This window comes from bacterium (assembly GCA_019637795.1).
Taxonomy (GTDB): Bacteria; Desulfobacterota; Binatia; order HRBIN30; family CADEER01; genus JAHBUY01.
The window spans coordinates 108,243-126,607 of record JAHBUY010000003.1 but is presented as its reverse complement, the minus strand read 5'-3'; the positions used below and the strand labels follow the sequence as shown (position 1 = coordinate 126,607).

The 18,365-nt window shown below is 72.3% G+C and carries 16 protein-coding genes and 1 tRNA gene; 12 read left to right on the top strand and 5 right to left on the bottom strand.

Annotated elements, in window-relative coordinates; genetic code table 11:
- Positions 1–91: 91 nt before the first annotated feature.
- Positions 92–179: transfer RNA gene (locus KF840_10490), tRNA-Ser, on the bottom strand.
- Between the two features lie 226 nt (positions 180–405).
- On the opposite strand from KF840_10490, the gene KF840_10485 reads away from it, so the two are divergent.
- The 5 genes from KF840_10485 to KF840_10465 all read left to right on the top strand — a co-directional run bounded on the left by KF840_10485 (position 406) and on the right by KF840_10465 (position 7,667).
- Positions 406–1,749, top strand: a complete 1,344-nt coding sequence (locus tag KF840_10485) for an insulinase family protein (GenBank protein ID MBX3025325.1) — start codon at positions 406–408, stop codon at positions 1,747–1,749.
- Positions 1,749–3,152 (top strand): insulinase family protein, encoded by a 1,404-nt coding sequence (locus KF840_10480; protein ID MBX3025324.1) that lies wholly within the window; start codon positions 1,749–1,751, stop codon positions 3,150–3,152. Before KF840_10485 ends, KF840_10480 begins: the two co-directional genes overlap by 1 nt.
- Positions 3,153–3,160: 8 nt before the next feature.
- Positions 3,161–4,939, top strand: coding sequence for a tetratricopeptide repeat protein (locus tag KF840_10475; protein MBX3025323.1), 1,779 nt, complete (start codon positions 3,161–3,163; stop codon positions 4,937–4,939).
- Positions 4,940–5,049: 110 nt separating this feature from the next.
- A complete protein-coding gene (locus KF840_10470) occupies positions 5,050–7,233 on the top strand; it encodes a glycoside hydrolase family 31 protein (protein ID MBX3025322.1) in 2,184 nt (727 codons plus the stop codon).
- Positions 7,230–7,667: a hypothetical protein gene (locus KF840_10465; protein ID MBX3025321.1), complete on the top strand. Its 438-nt coding sequence runs from the start codon at positions 7,230–7,232 to the stop codon at positions 7,665–7,667. Before KF840_10470 ends, KF840_10465 begins: the two co-directional genes overlap by 4 nt.
- A gap of 26 nt (positions 7,668–7,693) precedes the next feature.
- Here KF840_10465 and ald read toward each other — a convergent pair whose 3' ends face one another.
- Entirely contained in the window at positions 7,694–8,803 is a 1,110-nt protein-coding gene (gene ald / locus KF840_10460) for an alanine dehydrogenase (GenBank protein MBX3025320.1), read from the bottom strand.
- A gap of 87 nt (positions 8,804–8,890) precedes the next feature.
- Here ald and folD point away from each other — a divergent pair, with 87 nt between their 5' ends.
- From folD to gcvPB, 5 genes are all read left to right on the top strand, one after another.
- A complete protein-coding gene (gene folD, locus KF840_10455) occupies positions 8,891–9,748 on the top strand; it encodes a bifunctional methylenetetrahydrofolate dehydrogenase/methenyltetrahydrofolate cyclohydrolase FolD (protein MBX3025319.1) in 858 nt (285 codons plus the stop codon).
- A complete protein-coding gene (gene gcvT / locus KF840_10450) occupies positions 9,745–10,830 on the top strand; it encodes a glycine cleavage system aminomethyltransferase GcvT (protein ID MBX3025318.1) in 1,086 nt (361 codons plus the stop codon). The genes folD and gcvT overlap by 4 nt, the downstream gene beginning before the upstream one ends.
- A 46-nt stretch (positions 10,831–10,876) precedes the next feature.
- Complete coding sequence (gene gcvH / locus KF840_10445; protein MBX3025317.1) at positions 10,877–11,266, top strand: glycine cleavage system protein GcvH; 390 nt, start codon at positions 10,877–10,879, stop codon at positions 11,264–11,266.
- Between the two features lie 94 nt (positions 11,267–11,360).
- Positions 11,361–12,701 carry an aminomethyl-transferring glycine dehydrogenase subunit GcvPA gene (gcvPA, locus tag KF840_10440; GenBank protein MBX3025316.1) on the top strand — a complete coding sequence of 447 codons (1,341 nt, stop codon included), beginning with the start codon at positions 11,361–11,363 and terminating at the stop codon, positions 12,699–12,701.
- Complete coding sequence (gene gcvPB, locus KF840_10435) at positions 12,698–14,209, top strand: aminomethyl-transferring glycine dehydrogenase subunit GcvPB (GenBank protein ID MBX3025315.1); 1,512 nt, start codon at positions 12,698–12,700, stop codon at positions 14,207–14,209. Before gcvPA ends, gcvPB begins: the two co-directional genes overlap by 4 nt.
- Positions 14,210–14,245: 36 nt before the next feature.
- Here the strand turns inward: gcvPB and KF840_10430 are convergent, their stop codons facing one another.
- Positions 14,246–15,034: an undecaprenyl-diphosphate phosphatase gene (locus KF840_10430; GenBank protein ID MBX3025314.1), complete on the bottom strand. Its 789-nt coding sequence runs from the start codon at positions 15,032–15,034 to the stop codon at positions 14,246–14,248.
- A gap of 11 nt (positions 15,035–15,045) precedes the next feature.
- A complete protein-coding gene (locus KF840_10425; protein MBX3025313.1) occupies positions 15,046–16,146 on the bottom strand; it encodes a hypothetical protein in 1,101 nt (366 codons plus the stop codon).
- Between the two features lie 151 nt (positions 16,147–16,297).
- Here KF840_10425 and KF840_10420 point away from each other — a divergent pair, with 151 nt between their 5' ends.
- Positions 16,298–16,507 (top strand): twin-arginine translocase TatA/TatE family subunit, encoded by a 210-nt coding sequence (locus KF840_10420; protein MBX3025312.1) that lies wholly within the window; start codon positions 16,298–16,300, stop codon positions 16,505–16,507.
- On the opposite strand, the gene KF840_10415 is transcribed toward KF840_10420, so the two are convergent.
- Positions 16,498–17,514: a zinc-ribbon domain-containing protein gene (locus KF840_10415; protein ID MBX3025311.1), complete on the bottom strand. Its 1,017-nt coding sequence runs from the start codon at positions 17,512–17,514 to the stop codon at positions 16,498–16,500. The genes KF840_10420 and KF840_10415 overlap by 10 nt on opposite strands.
- Positions 17,515–17,540: 26 nt before the next feature.
- Between KF840_10415 and KF840_10410 the strand changes: the two genes are divergently transcribed.
- Positions 17,541–18,299, top strand: coding sequence for a glycosyltransferase family 2 protein (locus KF840_10410; protein MBX3025310.1), 759 nt, complete (start codon positions 17,541–17,543; stop codon positions 18,297–18,299).
- Positions 18,300–18,365: the final 66 nt, after the last annotated feature.

Here is an 18,365-nt window from a genome sequence, read left to right as displayed (position 1 = left end):
ACCCTCCAGGGCGCCGCAGGTAGCACAGAGGCGCGGCGCTCTGCACGCCGCGCCGGCGCACCGCCCAACGCGATCGGCGCAGGAGAGAGAGCGGAGCGGGCGGGATTTGAACCCGCGGTACCCTTTTGGGGTACACACGCTTAGCAGGCGTGCGCCTTAGACCACTCGGCCACCGCTCCGTGCCAGTGCTGACGGACGACCCTACGTGATCGGCGACTTTCAGGTCAACTCGGCTCCGGACGACTCGGCTCCCTGACGGCGCCGCGCGAGCGCCCGCCGGCGCGCGCGATGCCGCGCGCCGCGAACTCCGGCGCCGGCGACCGTCACCTTGACCCCCTCCGGGGGCGCTGTTACGCGGAAGGTCGTATGCGTCGAGGCGGGGTGCGCGCGCTGGCTGCGGCCGCGATGGTGGGCGCGCTGCTGGCGGCGGGGCAGGCCGTGGCGCGCCCCTACGGCGAGCGGGTCACCGAGACGACGCTCGACAATGGCCTCAAGCTCATCCTGCTCGAGGACCACAAGGCGCCGGTGGTCGTCTTCCAGCTCTACTACCGCGTCGGCTCGCGCAACGAACGCCTCGGCTACACCGGCCTCTCTCACATCCTCGAGCACATCACCTTCAAGGGCACCGAGACGGTGGCGCCGGAGGAGTACAGCAAGATCATCCAGCGCAACGGCGGCCGCACCAACGCCTTCACCTCGCAGGACAACACGACCTACTTCGCGATGCTGGCCAGCGACCGGGTCGGCGTCGTCATCGATCTCGAGGCCGACCGCCTCGCGCACCTCAAGGTGACCGACGAGCAGTTCCTACCCGAGCGCGACGTGATCATGGAGGAACGCCGACTGCGCATCGAGAACGATCCCGTCGCCGAGCTCTTCGAACAGCTCGCCTCGACCGCCTACGCCGCGCATCCGTACCAGTTCCCGATCATCGGCTGGTCGTCCGACATCGCGCAGGCGACGCTCGCCGACGTGCTGGCGTATCACCGGACGTTCTACATGCCGAACAACGCCTTCGTCGTCGCCGTCGGCGACTTCGACAGCGCCGCCCTGACGGCGAAGATCCGCGAGGCCTTCTCGCCCATCGAGCGCGGTCCCCTGCCGCCGAACGTGCGCGCCATCGAGCCGGCGCAACACGGTGCCCGCCGCGTCGAGCTCGAGCGGCCGGCGCAACTGCCGTTCGTCGCCATGGCCCACCACGTGCCAAACCTGCTGAGCCCCGACGCGGCGGCGCTCGAGGTGCTGTCGGCCATCCTCGCCGGCGGCGACAGCGCTCGCCTGCACGACGAGCTCGTCTACCGCAGCCGCCTCGCGCGCTCGGTCGGCGTCAGCTACGACTACACCGCGATCGATCCCGGCCTCTTCACCGTCTACGCGCAGCCGCTGCCCGGGCGCACCGCGGCGCAATCGGAGGCGGCGCTGACGCGCGAGATCGAGCGCATCCGCCGCCAGGCGCCGAGCGCCCGCGAGCTCGAGAAGGCGAAGAACGGCATCGAGTCGAGCTTCGTCTTCGCCCAGGACTCGCTGTTCTACCAGGGCATGCTGTTGGGCGAGTACGAGCTCTCCGGCACCTGGCGGCGCATCGACGACTACCTGCCCGGCGTCCGCGCCGTCACGGCCGAGGACGTGCGCCGCGTCGCCCAGACGTACCTGAGCCCGACCAACCGCACCACCGCGGTGCTCATCCCCAACCCGCCGATCGAGGGGCCGGCCGGCGGCACGCCGCCGTCGCCGGCCGGCATCGACTGATGGCGCCGCCGACCGCCCCCGATCGCGACTCGGACACCCGCCGCGCCAGGCGGCGCCGCGTCCTGGCGATCGTCGCCTGCGTCGCGGCGCTCGGCGCCCCACTCCCCGCCACCGCGCTCGGCCCGCAGGTGACGCAGGAGACGCTCGCCAACGGCGCCACCCTCCTGGTGTCCGAGCAGCGCAATCTGCCGCTGGTGCTCATCCGCGTCGTGCTCGACGCCGGCTCGCGGCGCGATCCGATCGGTCGAGGCGGCCTCGCCCACCTCACCGCGAGCCTGGTGACCGAAGGCACGGCCCGCCGCAGCGCCCAGCAGATCAAGGACCAGATCGACTTCATCGGCGCGTCGCTGGACGCCGACGCCGAGCAGGACTACGCCGTGCTGTCGCTGCAGGTGCTGCGCAAGGACCTCGACGTCGGCCTCGATCTGTTCGCCGACGTGCTGCTCCACCCGTCGTTCGCCAACGACGAGCTCGCTCGCCAGCGCGACGCCACCCTGGCCACGCTCCGCAGCCAGGAGGACGATCCGACCACGGTGGCGCAGAAGGCCTTCCAGCGCCGCCTGTTCGGCGACACCCCGTACGGGCATCCGGTCGAGGGCAGCACCGAATCGGTGCCGACGATCAGCCGCGGCGACGTGCAGCAGTTCTACGCGGCCTACTACCGCCCCGCCAGCGCCGCCGTGGTGGTGGTCGGCGACATCGCCGTCGACGAGGCGCGGGCGGCGTTGCTGCGCGTGCTCGGGAGCTGGGACGGCAGCCCGCCGGCGCCGTTCGTCTACCCGCCGTTCACCCCGCCGGCGGCGGAGACGATCCGCATCGACCGCCCGGTCACCCAGGCCGGCATCGTGCTGGGGCATCTCGGGGTGGCGCGCGACAATCCGGACTACGAGACCATCGCGGTGATGAACTACATTCTCGGCGGCGGCGGCTTCTCCTCGCGGCTGATGAACAGCATCCGCACCGAAGCCGGCCTCGCCTACTCGGTCGGCAGCTTCTTCGCCGCCGGCAAGTCGCCGGGGCCGTTCGAGATCGTCATGCAGACCAAGAACGCGTCGGTCGCCGACGCCGTCGCGCGCGCCCGCCAGCAGGTGGAGCAGATCCGCGCCAGCCCGGTCAGCGACGGCGAGCTGCAGGAGGCCAAGCGCTACCTCACCGGCAGCTATCCGCTGCGCCTCGACAGCAACGCCAAGATCGCCGACTTCATCGCCCAGACCTGGTTCTACGGCCTGGGGCCCAACTACGCCGACGTCTACATCGCGCGCGTCAACGCCGTGACCGGGGATGACGTGCAGCGCGTCGCTCGCCAGTACCTGAACCCGGATGGCTTCATCGAGGTGGTCGTCACGGCGGGCGAGCGCGGGACGGCGCCGGCACCCGACGCGCATCACCCGGCCGCGCCCTGAGCGTCTCCATGGCCGCCCGAGCCCGCCCGCGCGACGCGCGTCAGCGGCCCGCGCGCGGCGCCACCGGGCCAGCCGCGCGCGACCGCCGGCGCTGGCTGGCGCCCGGCGTCGTGGCGCTGGCGGCGCTGCTCACCTACGCGCCCAGCCTCGACAACGGCTTCGTCTGGGACGACATGGTGATCGTCGAGCGCCAGCTCGTGGTCTTCGACAGCCTCGGCGACGTGCTCGCGCCGCCGCGCGACATTCCGCAGTTCAGCCCGGACTACTATCGCCCGCTCACCATCGCGACCTATCTCGTCGACCGCGCCGTCGGCGGCGAGCGGCCGTTCGTCTTCCATCTCTCGGTGGTGCTCGCCCACGCCGCCGCCTCGCTGCTGGTGTGGATGCTGGCGGCGCAACTGCTCGGCGCCGCGCCGGGGGCCGCCATCGGCGCTCTGGCGGCCGGCCTGCTCTTCGCGGTGCACCCGGTGCACAGCGAGTCGGTCGCCTGGGCGGCCGGCCGCTCCGACGTGCTGACCACGGCGTTCCTGCTGGCGGCGCTGATCGCCCACGGCGCGGCCTGGCGCTGGCACGGCGCCGTCACCGGCCTCGCCGCCTTCGCCTCGCTCGCCGCCAAGGAGGCCGGCGTCGCCCTCTATCCGCTGGTGCTGCTGCGCGTGATCCTGCTGCGCGACCTGCTGGTCCGCCCGCTGCCGCGCCGCGCGGCCGACTGGCTGCGCGACTACGCGGGTCTCGCCCTGGCGGGCGTCGCCTACGTGTTGCTGCGCCGCCACGCGCTCGGTGAGCTCATCGGCACGGCGCCGACGATCGCGCCGGCGCACCGCTCGCCGCTGGAGATCGCCGCCGCCGTCGGCACCTACGTCGGCAAGCTGCTGTGGCCGTGGCCGCTCAACGCCTACATCGATCACCTGCCGCTGACCCCATGGGCCTTTGCCGCCGGCCTGGCGCTGCTGGCGGCGCTCGCCGCCGCCGCCTGGCTCTGGCGAACGCGCGGCGACGGCGTGCCGCTGTTCGGGCTGCTGTGGATCGTGCTGACCCTGGTGCCGTCGCTGGCGATCCTGTGGAAGATCCCCGACGCGCCGCTCGCCGAGCGCTACCTCTACCTGCCGTCGGCGGGCTTCTGCCTGCTGATCGGCGATCTGGTGGCGCGCGGATGGCGCCGACTGTCCTCGCCGGCGGCGCGCCGCGCCGCCTTCGCGGCCGGCGGCGTCGTGTTGCTGCTCGCCGCCGTCGGGTCGGCGCTGCGCTGCCGCGTCTGGCACGACGACATCGCGCTGTGGGAGGACACCGAAGGCAAGAGCCAGGTTTCGGGCATGGCGGCGCGCAATCTCGGCACCGCCTACCAGCAGGCCGGCCGCGCCGCCGAGGCGCGGGCCGCGTTCGCCCGCGCCCTGGCACGCCGCAACGACGCCCGCGGCCTGCAGACGATCCACAACAACCTCGGCACGCTGGCGATGATGGACGGCGATTACCCGGCCGCGCAGCGCGCCTACGAGCAGGCGCTGGCCGCCGCGCCGGACGCTCCGGACACGCTGTTCAACCTCGGGCTGGCCATCCTGCACGGCGGCGACGCGACGCCCGATGCCGCCCGCCTGGCACTGCCCCGGCTGCAGCGCGCCCGCGAGCTCAACCCGCACGACGCCGACATCGAGGCCGGGCTGGGACAGCTCTATCTGATCCTCGGCGAGCGCCCCCGGGCGTGCGAGCATCTGCGCCGCGCCGAGCAACTGCGGCCGTCCGAGCGCACCGCCGCCGGCATTCGACAACTGCGCGCCCAATGCGACTAGCCCTGGCGGGCGCCGCTCCGTCGGTGCCGGATCGATCGCGTCATGCGCGGCCCCCCATCACGCAGCGAGCGGGTTTGCGGAACCTGCCTACCGTCGGGAATAACTCGACCATGCGCCGCGTCGCTCTGCTGCCGCTTCTCTGCGTCCTCCTCGCCGCCTGCGGCGAGGAGGGAGGGGACGGCCGGGGCGCGACCGCGACGCCAACCGCCGTCCCCACGCCGACGCGCGGCCCCACGCTGGGCCCGGTGCTGCTGATCGCTGGCGAAACCTCGCTCGCGCTGCACGCCGCCGCGGCGACCCTGGTCATCACCCGCGATCCCTTCCAACTCGCCTTCCGCGATCGCCTCGGCGACCACCTCGCCGCGCAGGTGCCGGGCCGACTGCGCGTCCAGAGCGGCGGCGCCGACTGTGCCGTCAGCGCGCTCGGCGCGTTCCGTTTCGATCCCGCGTCCGGCCGTTTCGATGCCGAGGTGGAGACCGGCTGCGGCACCGGGACGCTGGCCGTCGAGTGGCCGAGCGAGCGCGCCGCGCGGGTGATCTTCGCGCCGCCGGCGGACGCGTCACCGCAGGCGCTCGCCGACACCTGGGCCCTCGAGCCGGGCGAACGGATCTACGGGCTCAGCGAGCGGCTCACCGACTCGCGTCCGCTCAACGGCGTGCCCGGTATCCTCCAGGTTGACGAGATCAATCCGCGCGAGGTGGGCTCCCTCGATCGCCGCGGCGAGAAGATCGACATGCTCGTGCAGGGGACCGTCGGCATCTACGCCCCGTTCTACCAGAGCTCGGCGGGCTACGGGCTGTACGTCGAAGGCACCGCGGTCGGCGCCTACGACGTCGGCGCCGGCGATCCCGACGCGCTCGACTTCACGTTCGCCGCCGGCACCACGCCGGCCAGCCGCACCCTGCGCTACGTCCTCTTCGCCGGCACGCCGGCGCAGATTCTCGATGCCTACACCGGCCTCACCGGCCGTCCCTTCATCCCCCCGGAGTGGGCCTTCCGGCACTGGCGCTGGCGCGACGAGGCGGCGATCGGGACACCGGCGGTGGTCGACGGCGAGGCGATGAATGCCCAGGTGGCCGAGGACCTCACGATGTACGAGGCGCTCGACATACCATCCGGCGTCTACATGATCGACCGTCCGTGGGCCGGCGGCGCCTTCGGGTTCGACGACTTCCAATGGGATCCGCAGCGCTTCCCCAATCCCGAGGGGATGCTGCGCGTCCTGCGCGACCGCGGCTACCGGGTCGCGGTGTGGAGCGCCGCGCTCGCCTCCGGCACCGCGCCGGGCAGCAACGGCGCCGAGGCGCGCGCCAGCGGCTATCTCGCGCCCGGGCTCGAACCCTGGCCCGACACGCCCGACGCCCAGGTGCTCGACATCACCAATCCCGCGGCGCGCGCCTGGTGGAGCCAGAAGCACCTCGACTTCCTCCGCCGCTGGGACATCTCGGCGATCAAGCTCGACCGCGGCGAGGAGTACGTCACCCAGCAGCCGACCGACGTCTTCGCCGACGGCCGCAGCGGGGTCGAGGTGCGCAACGACTTCGTGACGCTCAACCTCCGCCTGTACCACGACATCCTGCAGGCGGCGCGCGGCGACGGCGACTTCGTGGTGAAGGCGCGCTCCGCCTATGCCGGCGCCCAACGGTGGGGCATCGTCTGGGGCGGCGACTCGCCCGGCAGCCGGGCCTTCGGCGCCGGTCCCGGCACCGACCTCGGCCTGCGCGCCGCGATCATCCAACAGCAACGCGCCGCCTTCCTCGGCTTCCCCTTCTGGGGCTCCGACACCGGCGGCTACTATCAGTTCAAGCAGCGCGACGTGTTCGCCCGCTGGCTCCAGTTCAGCGCCTTCTGCGCCCTGATGGAGATCGGCGGCCACGAGGCGCACGCGCCGTGGGACATGCCGACCGAGCCGCGCTACGATGACGAGATGATCGCCATCTACCGCCGCTACGTCCGGCTGCACCACGACCTGATTCCGTACACGATGCGGCAGGCGGAGACGGCGGCGCGCAGCGGCCTGCCGATCGCGCGGCCGCTGGTGTTCGCCTGGCCCGACGATGCGGCGGTGGCCGACCGCTGGGACGAGTACCTGTTCGGCGAGGACCTGCTGGTCGCGCCGGTATGGCAGAACGGGGCGCGCCGCCGCGACATCTACCTGCCGGCGGGGCGGTGGGAGGATTTCTGGGACGCGACGCGCACGTTCGACGGCCCGCAGACGATCACCGTCGACGCGCCGCTCGACGTGATCCCCGTGTTCGTGCGCGCCGACGCCGTGGTGGAGGGACGACCGTGAGAAGTCTACTGATGATGCTGATCGCCTGCGTGACGCTCGGCGCGGCCTGCAGCTCGACGTCCGAGCCGTCGCCGAAGCCGGCGGCGATCAAAGTGAAGGTGAGCCCGGACGGCGGCCTGCGCTTCACGATGCGCAAGGCGAGCGTGGAGGGCCAGGTCCTGCACATCAACGGCGCGCTCGTGAATCGCTACGACAAGCCCGTGGCCGGCGTCCGCTACACCATCGAGATGGCCATCCCCGGCTCGCCGCCGCGCATCATCAACACGGCCTGGCGGGAGACCGAGACGACGCTGGAGCCAGGGCAGGTGGAGACCGTCGTGTTCGAGATCGACAACCCGGTGTACGCCTCGACGAGCGCGATGTTCAGCGTCGATGCCACGCCGGTGAAGCTCGGCGGCACCGCCGTCCCGCCGCCGGCGGGATGGAAGCCGTAGGGCGGCCGATCGCGCCGGGCTCCGGTTCACAGGACGTCTTCGACCGCGACGTGGGGCAGGCGGAAGGCGTCCGCGACCGCCTCGTGGGTGATCCGGCCGCGGCGGACGTTGACGCCGCGCCGCAACGCCGGGTCGTCGGCGACGGCATGGCGCAGGCCGCCGTTGGCGAGCGCCAGCGCGTACTGCAGCGTCGCGTTGGTCAGCGCGTAGGTCGAGGTGTGGGGCACGATGCCGGGCATGTTGGTGACCGCGTAGTGCACCACCTTCTCCTCGACGTAGATCGGCTTGCGGTGGCTGGTCGGGCGCGCCGTCTCGACGCAGCCGCCCTGGTCGATCGAGACGTCGACGATCGCCGAGCCGGGCCGCATCGAGCGCACCATGCGGCGCGTCACCAGGCGCGGCGCCTTGGCGCCGGCGATCAGCACGGTGCCGATCACCAGGTCGGCCTCGCGCACCTCGGCTTCGATGTTGGCGCGGTTCGACATCAGCGTCGTCAGGTGGCCGCCGAGCACGTCGTGCAGGTAGCGCAGGCGGTTGGGATTGCGCTCGATGACGCTCACCGTGGCGCCCATGCCGACCGCCACCTGGCAGGCGTTGCCGCCGGCGATGCCGCCGCCCAGCACGACGACCTTGCCCGGGCGCACGCCCGAGGCGCCGCTCAGCAACACGCCGCTGCCGCCGTTCTGCGCCTCGAGACACCAGGCGCCGACCTGCACCGCCAGCCGTCCGGCGACCTCGCTCATCGGCGCCAGCAGCGGCAACGAGCCGTCCTCGAGCTGGATGGTCTCGTAGGCGACGCCGGTGACCCCCGACCGCATCAGCGCCCGGGTGAGCGAGCGGCTGCTGGCGAGGTGCAAGTAGGTGAAGAGGATGAGGTCCTCTCGCAGGTAGCGGTATTCGTTCGGCAGCGGCTCCTTCACCTTGATGACCATCTCGGCGCGCGTCCACACCTCGCGCGCCGTGGCGAGGCGCGCGCCGGCGCGCCGGAACTCGAGATCGGTGATGCCGCTGCCGAGCCCGGCGCCGCGCTCGATCGCCACCTGGTGCCCCTGGGCGGCGAGGGCCGCGACCCCGCTGGGGGTGATGGCGACCCGCTTCTCCTCGGCCTTGATCTCCTTGGGAACGCCGATCCGCATGGCGCCTTATGCCATGGATTCACGCCGCGCGCACGGCGCCGCGCGCCGGCTGTGTACCTGCGTGGGGAATCTCGCTATGTCCGCTCCATGGCGCAGATCATCGACGGCAAAGCGGTCGCCGCCGCGGTGCGCGATGAGGTACGCGCCGAGGCGGCGGACTTCGCGGCGCGCCACGGGCGCGCCCCCGGGCTGGCGGTGGTGCTGGTCGGCGACGATCCCGCTTCCGCCACCTACGTCCGCAACAAGCGCAGGGCCTGCGCCGACTGCGGTATCGCGTCGATCGGCCACGAGCTGCCGGCGACCACCGCGCAGGCCGACCTGCTGACATTGGTGCGCGAGCTGAACGCGCGCCGCGACGTCGACGGCATCCTGGTGCAACTCCCCCTGCCGAAGGGGCTGGATGCGGCGCCGGTCATCGACGCCATCGATCCCGACAAGGACGTGGACGGGCTGCACCCGATCAGCCAGGGCCGCCTGGTGTCCGGCATGCCCGGCCTGCGGCCCTGCACGCCGCTCGGCGTCATGCGCCTGCTCGACACCGCCGGGGCCGCGCTCGCGGGCGCGCGCGCCGTGGTGGTCGGGCGCAGCAATCTGGTCGGCAAGCCGGTCGCCTTTCTTCTGCTCGAGCGCCACGCGACGCTGACGATCTGCCACTCGCGCACCCGCGACCTGGCCGCCGAAGTGCGCCAGGCCGACGTGCTGGTCGCCGCCATCGGCCAGGCGCGCTTCATTCAGGGCGACTGGATCAAGCCGGGCGCCATCGTCATCGACGTCGGCACCAACCGCGGCGCCGATGGCAAGCTGGTCGGCGACGTCGACTTCGCCGCCGCCAGCGCCCGTGCCGCGGCCATCACGCCGGTGCCCGGCGGCGTCGGCCCGATGACCATCGCCATGCTGCTCAAGAACACCGTCGCGGCGGCGCGCGCGCGCGAGGCGCGGGCGTGAGCCGCACGCCGCTCTACGACGCGCACCGCGCGCTCGGCGCGCGCATGGTCGACTTCGCCGGCTGGGAGATGCCGGTGCAGTATCGCGGCATCATCGAGGAGCACGCCGCGGTGCGCACGCGCGCCGGGCTGTTCGACGTCAGCCACATGGGCGAGATCGAGCTGCGCGGCGCCGGCGCGCTCGCCGCCTGCCAGCGCGCCACCGCCAACGACGTCGGTCGCCTGCGCGACGGCGCGGCGCAGTACTCGCTGCTCCTCGATCCCGGCGGCGGCATCGTCGACGACGTCATCGTCCACCGCCTCGATGCCGAGCGGCTGATGCTCTGCGTCAACGCCGCCAACCGCGCCGCCGACCTCGCCTACCTGCGCGAGCACGCGCGCGGCGCCGACGTCGTCGACGTCAGCGATGCGACCGCCCTGCTGGCGCTGCAGGGGCCGCGCGCCACCGCGATCCTGTCCGGCTGCACGGCGCTGGCGCTGGCCGAGATGCCGCGTTTCACCTTCGCCGCGGCCGAGGTCGCGGGCCGCCGCGCCCTGGTGGCGCACACCGGCTACACGGGCGAGGACGGCTGGGAGCTCTATCTCGCCGCCGGCGATGCGCGCGCCGTCTGGGACGCGCTGCTCGAGGTCGGCGCCGCGCACGGCATCAGCCCCGCCGGCCTCGGCGCGCGCGACACGCTGCGCCTGGAGGCGGCGCTGCCGCTCTACGGACACGAGCTGGGTCCCGACACCTCGCCGTACGAGGCGCGGCTCGGCTGGGTGGTGCAGCCGGGGAAGGGCGAGTTCGTCGGCCGCGCGGCGCTCCTCGCCGCCAGGGCGCGCGGCCCGCGCCGCCTCCTGGTGGGCATCGAGCTGGTCGATCCGGGCGTGCCGCGCGCCGAGTACCGCGTCCTGCGCGACGGCGAGCCGGTCGGCGTGCTCACCAGCGGCACCAAGTCCCCGACCCTTGGCAAGGGCATAGCGCTCGGATATGTCGACCCCGCCGCAAGCGCGGTCGACACGGCGCTGGCGGTGGAGATCCGCGCCCGCGCCGCCGCGGCACGGGTGGTGCCGTTGCCGTTCTACCGGCGCGGCGGGTCGTGACCGGAGGGGGCCGGATGCACGCCGCAGGGGGCAAGGAGAGAGCGACATGGAGTTCCCGGACGATCTGAAGTACTCGCGCGAGCACGAATGGGTGCTCGTCGAGGGCAAGGTGGCGACGGTCGGCATCACCGCCTTCGCCGAGGAGCAGCTCGGCGACGTCGTGTTCGTCGAGCTGCCGGCGGTCGGCGACAAGGTGACGAAGGACGAGGCGATGGGCGTGGTCGAGTCGGTGAAGGCCGTGTCCGACGTCTACGCGCCGGTCAGCGGCACCGTCCTCGAGGTCAACGACGACCTGCCCGAGAGCACCGAGCTGGTGAACGAGGATCCGTACGGCGACGGGTGGATGGTGAAGATCGAGCTCAGCGATCCCACCGACCTCGACGAGCTGATGACCGCCGCCGAGTACGAAGCGTTCGTGCAGGAGCAACAGGAATAGCGCCGGCAACAGCGCGACGGGTGACCGGTGATCCGTGACCGGTCCGCCTTTTCCACCGGTACCGGCTGCCGGGCACCGGTCCTTCTCTCTTCCAATGCGTTTCATCCCCCACAGCCCCACCGACGTCGCGGAGATGCTCGCTGCCGTCGGCGTGGCGTCGCTCGACGACCTCTTCCGCGACATCCCGGACGCGCTGCGCGCGACCGGTGCCATCGCCCTGCCGCCGGGCCTCTCCGAGCAGGAGGTGCGGCGCCGGCTCGCGGAGCTGGCGGCGCGCAACGACGGCGCGACGCACCTGAGCTTCCTCGGCGCCGGCGCCTACCCGCACTTCTCGCCGGCGGTGGTCGACAACCTGCTGCAGCGCGCCGAGTTCTACTCCGCCTACACCCCGTACCAGCCGGAGGTGAGCCAGGGCACGCTGCAGGCGATCTTCGAGTTCCAGACCCTGGTGGCGATGTTGTTCGGGCTCGAGGTCGCCAACGCCAGCATGTACGACGGCGCTTCGGCCACCGCCGAGGCGGCGCTGATGGCGCTGCGGCTGGCGCCGAAGCGGCCGCGCATCGTCCTCGCCCGCTCGCTGCACCCGCACTATCGCGCGACGGTGCGCACCTACCTCGAGGGCGCGGGCGATTCGGAGCTGCTGGAGGCGCCGTTCGGCGCCGACGGGCGCATCGATCGCGACTGGCTGGCGCGGCACGTCGATCCGCGCACGTCCGCGGTCATCGTCGGCTACCCCAACGTCTTCGGCGTCGTCGAGGACCTGCGCGGCCTGCACGCCATCGCCGCGGCCCAGGGGGCGCTGCTGGTGACGGCGACCGCCGAGTCGCTGGCCCTGGCGCTGTTGCAGTCGCCGGGCGACTGCGGCGCCGAGATCGCGGTCGGCGAGGGGCAGAGCTTCGGCATCCCGCTGTCGTACGGCGGCCCGGGCGTGGGGCTGTTCGCGACGCGCAGCAAGCACGTGCGCAGCATGCCGGGCCGCCTGGTTGGCGAGGCGCACGACGATGCCGGACGACGCGGCTACGTGCTCACGCTGGCAACCCGCGAGCAGCACATCCGCCGCGAGCGGGCGACCTCGAACATCTGCACCAACCACGGGCTGGTCGCGCTCGCCGCGACCGTCTACCTCTGTCTCCACGGCAAGCACGGCCTGCGACAGCTCGCGCACCTCAACCTGACGCGCGCCCATCGCGCCGCCCGCGCGCTCACCGCCGGCGGACGCTGGCGGATGGCGTTCGACGGCCCGTTCTTCAACGAGCTGGCGCTGCGCGGCGCCGGCGCGCAGGCCGCGCTCGACGCCGCCCGCGCCGATGGCGTCCTCGCCGGGGTGCCGCTGGGCGAGTGGTACCCGGAGCTCGACGACGCGTTCCTGGTCGCCGTCACCGAGGTGCACGACGACGCCGCGCTGCTGCGGCTGGCGAGGGCGCTCGGCGCATGAGCGGGGCGCGGCGCGACAAGCAGGCCGGCCTGCTGCTCGACGAATCGCTGATCTTCGAGCACAGCGCGCCGGGGCGGCGCGGCGTCGACCTGCCGGCGGCAGCGGGCGCGCCGGAGGATCTCCTGCCGCCCGACCTGGTGCGGCCGCCGATCGAGGGCTTCCCCGAGGTGAGCGAGCCGGAGGTGTTGCGCCACTTCCTGCGCCTGTCGCAGTGGAACCTCGGCGCCGCCACCACCTTCTATCCGCTCGGCTCGTGCACGATGAAGTACAACCCGCTGGCCAACGAGGTGGCGGCGCGGCTGCCGGGCTTCGCGGATCTGCATCCGCTGGCGCCCGACGAGAGCGCCCAGGGGGTGCTGCAGCTCTGCTGGGAGCTGCAGGAGATGCTGGCCGAGATCTGCGGCATGGACGCCGTGTCGCTGCAGCCCGCGGCCGGCGCGCACGGCGAGCTGACGGGGATGAAGATGGTGCGCGCCTACCATCGCGACCGCGGCGGCGCGCGCAAGGTGGTGCTGATTCCCGCCAGCGCCCACGGCACCAATCCGGCGAGCGCGGCGCTCGCCGGGTACAGCGTCCAGACGGTGGAGGCGAACCAGGTCGGGCTGGTCGAAGCGGCGACGGTGCGGCGCGCGATGACCGACCAGGTGGCGGCGCTGATGATCACCAACCCCAACACGCTCGGCCTGTTCGAGCGCGAAATCGCCCAGATCGCCGCGGCGGTGCACGAGCGCGGCGCCCTGGTCTACTTCGACGGCGCCAACCTCAATGCCCTGCTGGGCGTCGCCAAGCCGGGCCGCATCGGCGCCGACGTGCTGCAGTTCAACCTCCACAAGACGTTCTCGACGCCGCACGGCGGCGGCGGTCCGGGGGCCGGTCCGATCGGCGTGCGCGCTCCCCTGGCGCCGTACCTGCCGGGGCCGCGGCTGGCGCGCGACGGCGACGTCCTGCGCTGGAGCGCGATGCCCGAGCGCTCGATCGGCCGGGTGCGCGCCTTCCACGCCAACGTCGGCATGCTGGTGCGCGCCTACGCCTACATCCTGGCGCTCGGCGGCGACGGCCTGACCCTGGCGACGCGCATGGCGGTGCTCGCCGCCAACTATCTCCGCGTCCGCCTCGCCGGCACGTATCAGTTGGCGCAGGACGCGATCTGCATGCACGAGTGCGTCTTCACCGACAAGACGCTCGAGCCGCACGGCGTGAAGACGCTCGACGTCGCCAAGCGCCTGCTCGACCACGGCTTCTACGCCCCGACCATCTATTTCCCCCTGGTCGTGTCGGGCGCGCTGATGATCGAACCGACGGAGACCGAGAGCAGGGAGATCCTCGACGCCTTCGTCGCCGCGATGGAAGCCATCGCCGCCGAGGCGGTGGCGTCCCCCGCCGCGCTGCACGCCGCGCCCACGCTCACGCCCGTCGGGCGCCTCGACGAGGCCCGCGCCGCCCGCCGGCCGGTGCTCCGCTGGTGGCCGCCAACCGACGCGCCACCGGGGGGCGCGGAGGACCGCTGAGCCTCCGGTCGTCCTCCGTGCCCCGCCGGGCGAGGCTCACCACCACCAGAGCAGCAGCAGTCCGACGACGATGCGGTAATAGGCGAAGGCGCGGAAGTCGTGGCTCTGCACGAAGGCGAGGAAGGCGCGGATGACCAGCAGCGCGCTGGCGAAGGCGGTGACGAGGCCGATCGCCAGTGACACGGCCTCGTCGGCGTGGATGTGGCCTGCGGCCTTCAGCAGGCTGAAGAGGCTGGCGGCGGTGAGGGTCGGGAGCGCGAGGTAGAAGGAGAACCGCGTCGCCGTCGGGCGGTCGAGGCCCGACAGCATGCCGCCGATGATGGTGGCGGCGGCGCGCGAGGTGCCGGGGTAGAGCGAGGCGATCTGCGCCAGGCCGATCGCGATCGCATCGCGCCAGCGAGTCGCCGCGAGGCTGTGCACCGTCGGCGTATGGGGGATGCGCTCGACCAGCCAGATGACGAGGCCGCCGACGATCAGCGCCCAGGCGACGGCGTGGACGCTGAACAGATGCTCCTCGATCCAGTGATGGACCAGGAATCCGACCGCCGCCGCCGGCAGGAAGGCGAGCAGCACGCGGCCGATCAGGCCCCGGGCGCCGGCATCGCGGGGCGCCCGGCGGGCGAGGTCGAGGAGATCCGCTCGGTAGTGCCAGAACACCGCCAGGATCGCGCCCAACTGGATGAAGATCTCGAACGTGTCGCGCTGCGCGACCGGAAAGTCGATCAGGTCGGCGGCGATGATCAGGTGACCGGTCGACGAGACCGGCAGGAACTCGGTGGCGCCCTCGACGATCCCCAACACCACGGCCTTCAGCCACACCAGCATCGGATCTCCCCTCACTTCAGGCCGGCGGCGAGGATGACGACGCCGCCCTGTGGTCCCAGCATCTGAATCTCGGTCGACAGGATGAAGTGGATGTTGCCGTCCTCCCAGCGCGCGCCGGGCGGCGGATTGCGGTCGAAGAAGCCGACGTTGCACGCCTGCTGCAGGCGCCGGTCGCTCCCCAGGGTGACGCGCGAGGAGCGGTTGGTGATGGTGAAGGCGATCATCTCACCGCGCGGGTCCATCACCGCCTCGGCCTCCACCTGCTCCTGGGCGGCGATCGGCGCCGTGAGGTCCTTCTTCAGCGAGATCCAGAAATTCTGGAAGACGCGGATGGCGACGCGGCGGACGAAGGGGGCGAACACCTCGGCCTTGGTGTTGAGCAGGGTGATGTCGCCCTCGCGCACGTCGGGCAGGTAGTCGAGCGTGCCCACCGGGCCGCTGGGAATGAACAGGCCGTCGTTGCCGCCGGTGAGCTGGCGCCGCGGTCGCTCCTCGGGCACGTCCTGCACGACTTCCGGCGGTTGGCCGTAGCCCTCCTGCGCCAGCCGCACCGCGTTCGGCAGCAGCCGGTCGATCGAGGGCAGCTTCGCCAGTTGCTGCGTCTCGCGTCCTGGCGGTCCATTGCGCGCCGGTTGCGGCCGCGGCGGCGCCGGCTTCGGCGGCGCCGGTTTGGCGGCCGGCTTGGTCTCCGGCTGCGACTCGCCCGGCTTCGGCTCGCCGCGCTTGACCTGCTGCTTCTCGACCGTGGTGTCGCGTTCGCTCTTGAATCGGGTGTCGGGCGGGACCTCGTTCTTGCCAGCGTCGGGCTGCTGCACGATCTGCTCGGGCAGGGGAATCTTCCGCTCGGGCTCCTGTTTCGGCGGCGGCGGCTCGGGTGGCGGGATCTCCGGCTTCGCCGGCTCCGGCGGCGGGGCCTTGGGGACCTGCTGTGGCGGCGGCTTGGGGGCCGGCGCCTTGGGGCGCGCCCGCGGCTCGATGATGCGCACCGGCATGGCGCCCGACTGCTGGAGCCGCGGCACCGAGACCGCGATCGTCGCCACCCACAGCAGCAGGAGCGCGTGGAGGGCGATGGACAGCGCGACACTGGTCGCCCGCCGGACGCGCGGATGCATCGCTTCAGACTAGCGAGGCGGGGGAAGGCAGGCCAGCGCGTGCGCGTGTCGGCGCCGCCGCGCGCGTGCCCAGGCGCGGCCCGCGGACGGCGTGTCGATGCCGCCTCGGTCTGCCTTGCGCCGTCGGCGGCCCTTGTCTAGGCTGCCGCCCATGTTCGGACTCGGCATCGGCGAGTTGCTCGTCATCCTCGTCATCGTCCTGATCATCTTCGGAGCCGGCAAGCTGCCGGAAATCGGCCAGGGGTTGGGGAAGGGGATCCGCAGCTTCAAGCGCGAGGTCGCGCGCCCGGACGAGATCGACATCACCCCCAAGCCGGACGAGGAGAAGCCGCCGGGTGGGGATCCGCCGCCTCAGGCGTAGCGCTGGGCGCGCACCACTTCCGTGGTGAAGGTGGCCGCCCCGGGCGGAACCTCGGTGAAGATCGAGACGAACGGGCAGTTGCCGCCCGGCTGCAGGCCCAGATCGGGCGGCGGCTTGATGCTGCGCAGGATGCCGACCTGGTGCACGCTGAGCTCGCGGATCTTCGCCTCCAGGGCGTTGCCGCAGGCGGTGACCTGACGGTCGAGCGGGCGTTCGCCGCCATCCTGCAGCGAGGCGACGATCTGCACCGAGCGAAGGGTGTCGGCCGACTGGTTGACCGCCTTGCCGGTGATCACGAACACCACCCTGCCGTCCTTGGTGCGCTCGTAATTGCCGCGGACGTCGACGAGCGCGATGTCGTCGCCTGGCGAGACGTCGCGCAGGGAGGCCCCGATCACCGGTATGCCGCGGGTCAGCCGGCTCGCCCAGTCCGGATCGTCGAGCAGGGACCAGGTCAGGGCGCCGTAGCCGCACACCACCACCGCCAGAAACACGAATACCGCTCGCACGCCGATGCCTCCCCGCCGCTCCACCTCTGCCGGCGCCGCTGCCGTCTTCTGCGCCGCGAACACGGGATCGACGAAGAGATCCTCGACGTCGTCCACGGCGGGTTGTGACGCCCGCGACTCGTCCTCTTCCTGGTCGTCGTCGCCCTCGTCGAAGCGGAGCGACTCCTGCTCGGGAACCGGCCGCGCCGGCCGCGGCCGCCGCGGCCGCGGCGCCGCCGCCCGTGCCCCCTCGCCGGGCTCGGCGGGAGCGTTGAGCAGGAAGGCGTCTTCCGGTACATCGTCCGAGGTCAGTTCGGGCGCCCGCCACTCGTCGTCGTCGTCGAACGAGAACGACATGTTGTCGTCCACCGGCGTCCGCCGCGGGCGGCGCGGCGACGCGGCCTGGCCGGGAGCGGGGAAGACGCGCCGACACCGCGCACACTTGAGCATCGACCGGCTGTCCGACAGTTTCGCCTCCAGACGGAAGCGCGTGCCGCAGTGGGGACACTCGATGATCATCAGCCGACGACGAGCGAGGGGATTCTATGAGTGACGAGGAAAAAGGCAAGGCGACGGGACCGGTGAGCGAGATCTCGGTGGTACTGCCGGCCTACAACGAAGAGGCCAATATCGAGCGCGTGATCCGTCAGGTCGCCGCCTATCTCGACCCGCTCGGGATCGATTACGAGATCCTGCCGGTGAACGACGGCAGCCGCGACCGCACCGGCGAGATCCTCGCCGCCGTCGCCCGCGAGCTGCCGCGGGTGAAGCCGCAGACCCACCCCCAGAACCGCGGCTACGGCGCCGCGCTGCGCACCGGCTTCGACGCGGCGCAGAAGCGCTACGTGTTCTACATGGACGGCGACGGCCAGTTCGACATCAGGGACCTCGACAAGCTGCTGCCGCTGGCCAGCGAGGACGTGATCGTCACCGGCTTCCGCATCGAGCGCCGCGACCCGCTCATCCGCCGCCTCAACGCCCGCCTGTTCGGCGGCTGGCTGGTGCGGGTGATGCTCAACGTCTACGTCAAAGACCTCAACTGCGCCTTCAAGCTGATCCCCAAGAAGGTCTTCGAGGCCATCAAGCTCGATTCGACCGGCGCCCTGATCAACGCCGAGCTCTACGGCCGCGCCATCCGCGCCGGCTTCGGCATCCGCGAGGTCGGCGTCCACCACTACCCGCGCGAGGCCGGCGTGCAGACCGGCGCCCACCTGAGCGTCATCCTCCGCGCCTTCTACGACCTGTTCCGCCTGCGCCAGCAGATCATCGCGACGCAGCCGGCCGTGAAGCCCCGGAACCACTGAGGAACATGAATGACCCAGAATGAACGCGAAGCCTCGCGCGAGGCTTCGCGTTCATCCGTGGTCATC